6 protein-coding genes are annotated in these 6918 nt (G+C 63.7%); 4 read left to right on the top strand and 2 right to left on the bottom strand.

Annotated features, from left to right (window positions below; genetic code table 11):
• The 3 genes from U9979_RS19590 to U9979_RS19580 all read left to right on the top strand — a co-directional run.
• Positions 1-1931: RHS repeat-associated core domain-containing protein (locus U9979_RS19590; protein WP_322780541.1), on the top strand; the 1931-nt coding region annotated here is incomplete at its 5' end.
• 796 nt (positions 1932-2727) lie between these two features.
• Positions 2728-4107 (top strand): RHS repeat-associated core domain-containing protein, encoded by a 1380-nt coding sequence (locus U9979_RS19585; protein ID WP_322780540.1) that lies wholly within the window; start codon positions 2728-2730, stop codon positions 4105-4107.
• Positions 4083-4400 carry a hypothetical protein gene (locus U9979_RS19580; protein WP_322780539.1) on the top strand — a complete coding sequence of 106 codons (318 nt, stop codon included), beginning with the start codon at positions 4083-4085 and terminating at the stop codon, positions 4398-4400. Before U9979_RS19585 ends, U9979_RS19580 begins: the two co-directional genes overlap by 25 nt.
• A gap of 784 nt (positions 4401-5184) precedes the next feature.
• Here the strand turns inward: U9979_RS19580 and U9979_RS19575 are convergent.
• Entirely contained in the window at positions 5185-5436 is a 252-nt protein-coding gene (locus U9979_RS19575; protein ID WP_322780538.1) for a Txe/YoeB family addiction module toxin, read from the bottom strand.
• Positions 5433-5681 (bottom strand): type II toxin-antitoxin system Phd/YefM family antitoxin, encoded by a 249-nt coding sequence (locus U9979_RS19570; RefSeq protein WP_322749410.1) that lies wholly within the window; start codon positions 5679-5681, stop codon positions 5433-5435. The genes U9979_RS19575 and U9979_RS19570 overlap by 4 nt, the downstream gene beginning before the upstream one ends.
• A 209-nt stretch (positions 5682-5890) precedes the next feature.
• Here U9979_RS19570 and U9979_RS19565 point away from each other — a divergent pair.
• On the top strand, positions 5891-6918 hold a 1028-nt coding region (locus U9979_RS19565), incomplete at its 3' end, for an effector-associated domain EAD1-containing protein (RefSeq protein WP_322780537.1).

The raw sequence follows: 6918 nt of genomic DNA, 5'->3' as shown, positions 1-6918 counted from the left end.
CCACCGGTGGGACCCGGTCGTTGGGCTATGACGACGCCGACCAGCTGACCTCAGTCAGCTACGCGTCGGGTGGGGCGGTTCGCAGTTTCGGCTACGACAATCTGGGTCGGACGACCGCGGACACGCTGTCCGGGCCGGGTGGGACGTTGCGGGCGGCGACCTACAGCTACGACAACAACGACAATCGGCTGACCGAAACCCTGTCCCCGGCCGGGTTGGCGGGGTCGGGGAGTCAGAGCTACGGCTATGACCGGGCGGACCGGTTGACGTCGTGGACCAGCCCGGCGAACGTCACGACGAGCTACGGCTGGGATGGGGCGGGGAACCGCACCGCGGTGAACGGGACCGCCGCCAGTTTTGATGAGCGCAACCGGCTGACCTCCGATGGGACGGCGACGTATACGTATACGGCGCGGGGGACGCGGGCGACCCGGACCGCGGGCGGCACGACCGCGACCACGACGTTTGACGGGTTTGATCGGCTGGTGTCGGACAGTACGTCGGGGACGACGACGTACGGTTATGACGGGTTGGATCGGCTCGCGGTCCGTAACAGCACCACGCTGGGCTACGCCGGGGTGGAGAAGGAGCCGGTCGCGGACGGTACGTCGACCTACGCCCGGGATCCGGATGGGGATCTGATCGGCCTGGGGACGCCGGGTGGGGCGTGGGTGCCGTTGGCCGATACTCACGGGGATGTGGTGGCGGCGTTCACCACGAACGGTGCCGGCCTGACCGATCAGAAGGCGTTCGATCCGTTCGGGGTGCCGACGACCGCGGGTAGTGCGAATGTGCGGGTGGGGTTTCAGGGGTCGTGGACGGATCCGACGACGGCGAAGGTGAGTGCGGAGGCGCGCTGGTACACCCCGGGGACCGGTGGGTTTGTCTCTCGGGACAGTGTGGGTCTGGCGTTGACGTCGGGGATCTCGGCGAACCGGTATGTGTATGGCAACGCGAACCCGCTGGCCTACAACGATCCGTCCGGTCATTTCGCGCCGGGTTCTGATCCTGAGGATGCGATTGCAGGGGTTCTGCTCGGTGGGGCAGCGGTTGCGGCGGGGACCGGAGTGGGAGCACCGGTTGCCCTTGGGCTTGCACTTTTCGGTTCTCTGTTTTTGCTTTCGGGTGATTCTGCGCCGAAATCTGCGCCGAAGCCTCCGCCTGTTGAGCCGCGGCCGCACTGGGTGGATTATGACGATTCGGATGATGAGTGGCCGGTGGTTTCGCCGGCTACGTCGCCTGTTCGTGATCCTGTTATCGAGCCGGCGTTGAAGCCTCGGTCTACTGCTGGTGGGCGTGTTGTACAGGTTCGCCCTCGTACGCTGAGGACGCCCACGCCGCTGCCGAAGCCCCGGATTCCACCGATGCCGCTGCCGCAGTTGAAGCAGCATGCGCCGGCGGGGCCGGTGTGGTCGGGTCGCCGAATATTGCGCCGCCGGATGGTTGGTCGGCGGCGGGGAAGCCGTTGGAGCTTGAAGAGTGTGGGCCGGGTGTCTGTGCGGACTCGTTGCCGTCGGGGGATGGGGCGTCTGGGCAGGGTACGGATGGTAACTGTGTCTTGCGGAAGGTTCCGTCGGCGCTGGCGATTCTCTGCCTGCCGGACGAGCCTGGACCTGATCCGGCTGCGGGTGGTAAGGGCCGCCCGCCCGGTGGTGGTAAGCCTCCCGCCCCGCCGACCTTCCCCGACTCACCCACCAACCCCGACGAAGATGACATTGGTAAATACTCGGCCGATCAGCTATATGATGCTGCATCAGCCCCCTATGGAAAGGCTAGACTTGATGCGGACGGAAATATTATCCGCGGTCAGAGCAACGCTGGTCGCTCGCTTCAGAAACATGCAGATCCTTCTCGTGGGGCGGCGCATTCGAGCATCTTTCCGAGTCTCGCATCCGACGCGGAACGTACAATGGTCGGCGATAGGATGGTGATGGATCTACTTCGGAACCCGGAAGCAATTGAAACGACGGAACCTTCTTTTGATCACTATGGAGGAAGTTTGCGTGAATTTTGGGATCCAAGTGGATGGGGTGCACGTTGGAGCATGCGGGGTGGAAGATTACAATTTGAAGGGTTTTTGGCATGATGACAAATATCATAGTCGGTGGTGACAGTTATCGAATCTCTCTATTTATTAGTATTCACGAAGAGGATGAATATATTGAATGTCGAACTTTGGTTTCAGGAGTTCCGCGGGAAATAGTATGTGCAGTCCGTCTCACGGAGACGGGGACGAATTTCTTGTTGCCGACATCGAGGGAGATTGACCTGGAGTTGCTGCGCGCTGTTCTTAAATATCTTGATGATCTAGACCGGTGAACTGAGGGGGTCGCTGAAGATCCCTTGGGGTGAATCGCTCCGCCTTTGGCGGAGGTTCTTGCTGCTCCACGTCGCTTCCTTCGGAACGCTCTTGCATGCGGCAAGGACAGAGCACCGACGGTAACCAATAGGTAGGGCTGTTGCGTATTTGTTGGGTAAAAGTAGCGGTTTTTCCAGAATGTTCATGTTCGGATAGCCTGGAAAGTTTTATACTGATTTTTATGTTTTACAGTCGACTACTCTGGTAGCCCAAGGATCGGGTGCCCGGCGGAACGAAGATGGTCTTTTGTGTTGGGTTGATGACGGTGAGCGTGCTGGCTGCGATCGCTGCGTGTTCACCACACTCGACGGCGGCGCATCTACCCATGGCTGTGCCCACGCCCGGGCTTTGACGGGTTTGATCGGCTGGTGTCGGACAGTACGTCGGGGACGACGACGTACGGTTATGACGGGTTGGATCGGCTCGCGGTCCGTAACAGCACCACGCTGGGCTACGCCGGGGTCGAGAAGGAGCCGGTCGCGGACGGCACCTCGACCTACGCCCGGGATCCGGATGGGGATCTGATCGGCCTGGGGACGCCGGGTGGGGCGTGGGCGCCGCTGGCCGACCCCCACGGGGATGTGGTGGCGGCGTTCACCACGAATGGCGCCGGGCTGACCGATCAGAAGGTGTTCGACCCGTTCGGCGTTCCGACCACCGCGGGTAGTGCGAATGTGCGGGTCGGGTTTCAGGGGTCGTGGACGGATCCGACGACGGCGAAGGTGAGTGCGGAGGCCCGCTGGTACACCCCGGGGACCGGTGGGTTTGTCTCTCGGGACAGTGTGGGTCTGCCGTTGACGTCGGGGATCTCGGCGAACCGGTATGTGTACGGCAACGCCAACCCACTGGCCTCCAACGACCCGTCGGGCCATTTTTCGCCCGGGGATTTTTTCCGGGAGGGTGTGCGGGACCTCAAGGTGGGTGCCCGCGGGGTTGGTGCGGTGGCCACGGTGGTGGAAGAGGCGGCGGTGCCGGTCGTGGAGGTCGCCGGTGAGGTGGTTGCGGGTGCGGCTGTGGTTGCGTCGGTGCCTGGGTGGGTGCCGATTGTGGGGGCGGTCGTCGTTGGTGGTGCTTTGGGTGTAGCTGCCGGCTATGTATATGATCGTTATGGGAATTCCCAGGCGAGGACGTCGCCGGCGACGACCGATGTGCCGCTTGACTATTCCTGGTTTCCGGGTCTTGTGCCGGCTGAGTTTTCGCCGGCTACGCAGAATGATCGCGCTATTGATGTCAAGCCGACGGTGAAGCCCCGGTTTACTTCTGGTGGGCGTGTTGTACAGGTACACCCTCGTACGCAGCTGAAGCCCATACCGCTGCCGAAGCCCCGGATTCCACCGATGCCGCTGCCGCAGTTGAAGCAGCATGCGCCGGCGGGGCCGGTGTGGTCGGGTCGCCGAATATTGCGCCGCCGGATGGTTGGTCGGCGGCGGGGAAGCCGTTGGAGCTTGAGGAGTGTGCGCCGGGGGTTTGTGCGGATTCGTTGCCGTCGGGGGATGGGGCGTCTGGGCAGGGTACGGACGGTAGCTGCGCGTTGGTGGGGGGTCCGTCGCCGCTGGCGACTGCCTGCCCGCCGGACGAGCCCGGGCCTGATCCGGCCGCGGGTGGCAAGGGCCGCCCACCCGGTGGCGGTAAGCCTCCCGCCCCGCCGACCTTCCCCGACTCACCCACCAACCCCGACGACAATGGCCGAAACGACTACACGTCTATTTATCGGACATCGCCGATGGAGCGGGGGAGTTCTGAACTAAATCATGGCTTGGATGCTAAGAATTTTCCGCGTGCCGACGACGGTTCACTTGACGGTGCGGCTCACTTTGGTAACGAAAAGACCGCGATGGAATATGCTCAGATGCATGCGGGTGATACTCATGGAGTCGGATTTAGGACTGATGTTCCGACCGAATGGCTGCAGCGGAACATCGCTGCTGGCAAGATCGAGGTGTGGGAGGGGCTAACTGAAGATCATTTGGAGTATGTGATCCCTCAAGAACTTTTCGACGAGTTTAATGTCTTCGCTAGATTGCCATGGAGTGGTAGGTAGTGAGCATGGTGGACAGACTGGAGAAGTGGGCGGTGGTTCAGGCAATCGTCGTAGCCCATATGCCGTACGGGTTGAGGGTGCGAGTACCTTCGGGCGAGATCGGCGTCGTCGATCGCGTGTTCGTCGCCGATCTGCGGACTTTCCCGTCTGATTGGCCACGTGTAGGCCGGCAAATCACTGTTGTCTGCGCCGGATATACGACGGGCGGTCAGTTGCGGTTGAGTGCGCGACAATCGCATATTGACGTTGCTCGGCAGACTCCGAATTCGGAGAAATGATGTTCGGGAAAACTGCACGTTCTTGGAGAAGTTGTTGGAGGGTGCACATGAGGACGGTGAGAGCGGGGTCAAACGGTGGGCGGCCTCAAGGAGTCAGTGGAGACTCGTCTTATTGGGCTCTCCGCAGTTGGCCAGAGGTCGTAGTCGTCTGATTACGTGGCGGTTGCGTATGCGGTTACGGTCGGTCGCCACGGCGGGCGGGCGGCGCGGGAGGCGGTCTCTGGCCAACTGCGAAGAGCCGAATAAGGGGGCGGCGGACTGACGACCACCGCGACACGGTGCACAGCACCCCGACAACCTGCCCACCAAGCCCCGCCCGGTACCCACCCGGCGGGGCTTCTAGCGCAACCGCGGTAGCGATCAGCGCACACGGGACAGCGAACGCCCGATCACCCAGCTGAACAGCGACCCGACGAGCTGGTCAGTGCGTTCCGCGGAACACAGGAACGCCCCCCATGCCGATCACTGTCGCGTCGAACCCTATCGCGTGAGCGGGGACGGGCCATTCAGTAGTGGTAGCGAACCTGAATAATGATCAGATCGTCCCCGCGCACATGGTAGACCAGACGGTATTCGTCCGTGAGTCGTCGCGACCAGTACCCGGATAGATTCTGCGACAGCTGCTCCGGTTTACCGATTCCGGTGGCCGGGTCGCGCGCCGACTCCTCGATCAGGCGGTTTATCCGGCGCAGCGTCGTGCGGTCGTCAGCCCAGGACGTGTAGTCGGCCCAGGCTCGCGACGTGAAAACGACCCTCACGGGCCCAGCAGCTCGTGTTCCTCCACGGCGCCTGCGTCCGCCTCGGCGATGCTGGCCGCCAGGTGTGCGGCATTGGCGGGGGATCGCAGCAGGTAAGCCGTCTCCTGCATGGACCGGAACTGGGCCTCTGACACCAGGTAGGCCGTGCCGCGCTTGGAGAGGATCTCAATCGGTTCCTGGTCGGCGTTGACCTGTTCGATCAGCGGGAACAGGCGCTTGCGTGCTTCGCTGGCGGTGACAGCCACAGCTACCTCACCTCCAAAGTGGTACACGATATCGTACCACCGCGCTGCGCGCGCGGTGAACCCTGGGGCGACCGGGGTCGGTGCTCTCGGTCATAACATGCGAATATGACGCGTCCGGTGCCGCGTGGGGTGACCCGGGCGGGTGGCCGCATGTACGCGGCGGCATGTACCCGGCGGCATGTACGGGGAGCCTGACCCACGGGGGAGCCTTGAGCGAGCAGCGGTTGACCGACCAGGAGATCCGGGCGCTTGCGGGTGCGTTCGCGACGTCGTTGAGCGCCGTCCAGTTACTGGAACGCGCCGGACTGGACCGACTCGACCAGCCGTCCTGGGCGCCGGCGCAGACGCCGCTGGCGTTCTGGGCGGAGGTGAACAACTTTCTCAACAACAAAGGGTTACCGAATGGTCGGCAGCGGATTCTCGTCGCCGCCGCGGAGCGCTACCCGGGGAATCCGGTGTTCGCGCGGGCACGAGCCTTCGCAGACACGTCGGGCTGGTTCACCGCACCCGACGATCTTCCGATGCCCTACACCGTGCTCGCTCTGGACGCCGTGCGGTTCAGTCAGCACGGCACCCTGGTCCAGCTTGCCTGGCGCCGGGGTCTGCGCGAGGTCGTCGATGAGGCCCTTGAGCGGACCGGCATCCCCGCCGACGCCGTCCGGTTGCAGGACCGGGGCGACGGCTTTCTCGGCGTGGTCGCCGCCGGCATCCCCAAGGCGAGGATCGCCGCGGACTTCGTCCGCGAGCTGCGAATTGCGCTACGGGCCTACAACCGGACCCGTAACGACACCGGTCGGGTCCGGTTGCGGGTGGCGTTGCACCACGGCGACGTGATCATCGATGACACCGGGTTCGCCGGTCAGCCGACCGTTGTGGCGGCCCGGTTGGTGGACGCGCCACCGGTGCGTCAGGTGCTCCAGGACATACCGTCCGAGGATCTTGCGCTCATCGTCTCCGACGAGCTGTACGCCTCGACTGTTGCCGAGCGGCTTCGCGGGCTCGACCCAGGGGAGTTCCGCAAGGTCGAGGTCGAGGTTCCGAAGTTCTCCGGTACGGCCTGGGTGCAGGTGCAGGTGCAGGTGCCGGCCGCGGGTCTGAGCGCCGAGACCGAACGAGCCGGCGCGGTCACCGACGACACGCCGTCCGACGCGCCCGGCTGGGACTTCCTCATCTCCGCCGCCGAGCCGGACGAGGGTTGGGCTACCTGGATCGCCTGGGAGCTGGAGGCACATAAGTA

Origin of the sequence: Protofrankia sp. Cas4 (genome assembly GCF_963555915.1) — a bacterium.
In the GTDB taxonomy this organism is placed as follows: domain Bacteria; phylum Actinomycetota; class Actinomycetes; order Frankiales; family Frankiaceae; genus Protofrankia.
Note: the sequence above shows the minus strand (reverse complement) of the source record. Positions and strands in the feature narration are given on the sequence as shown.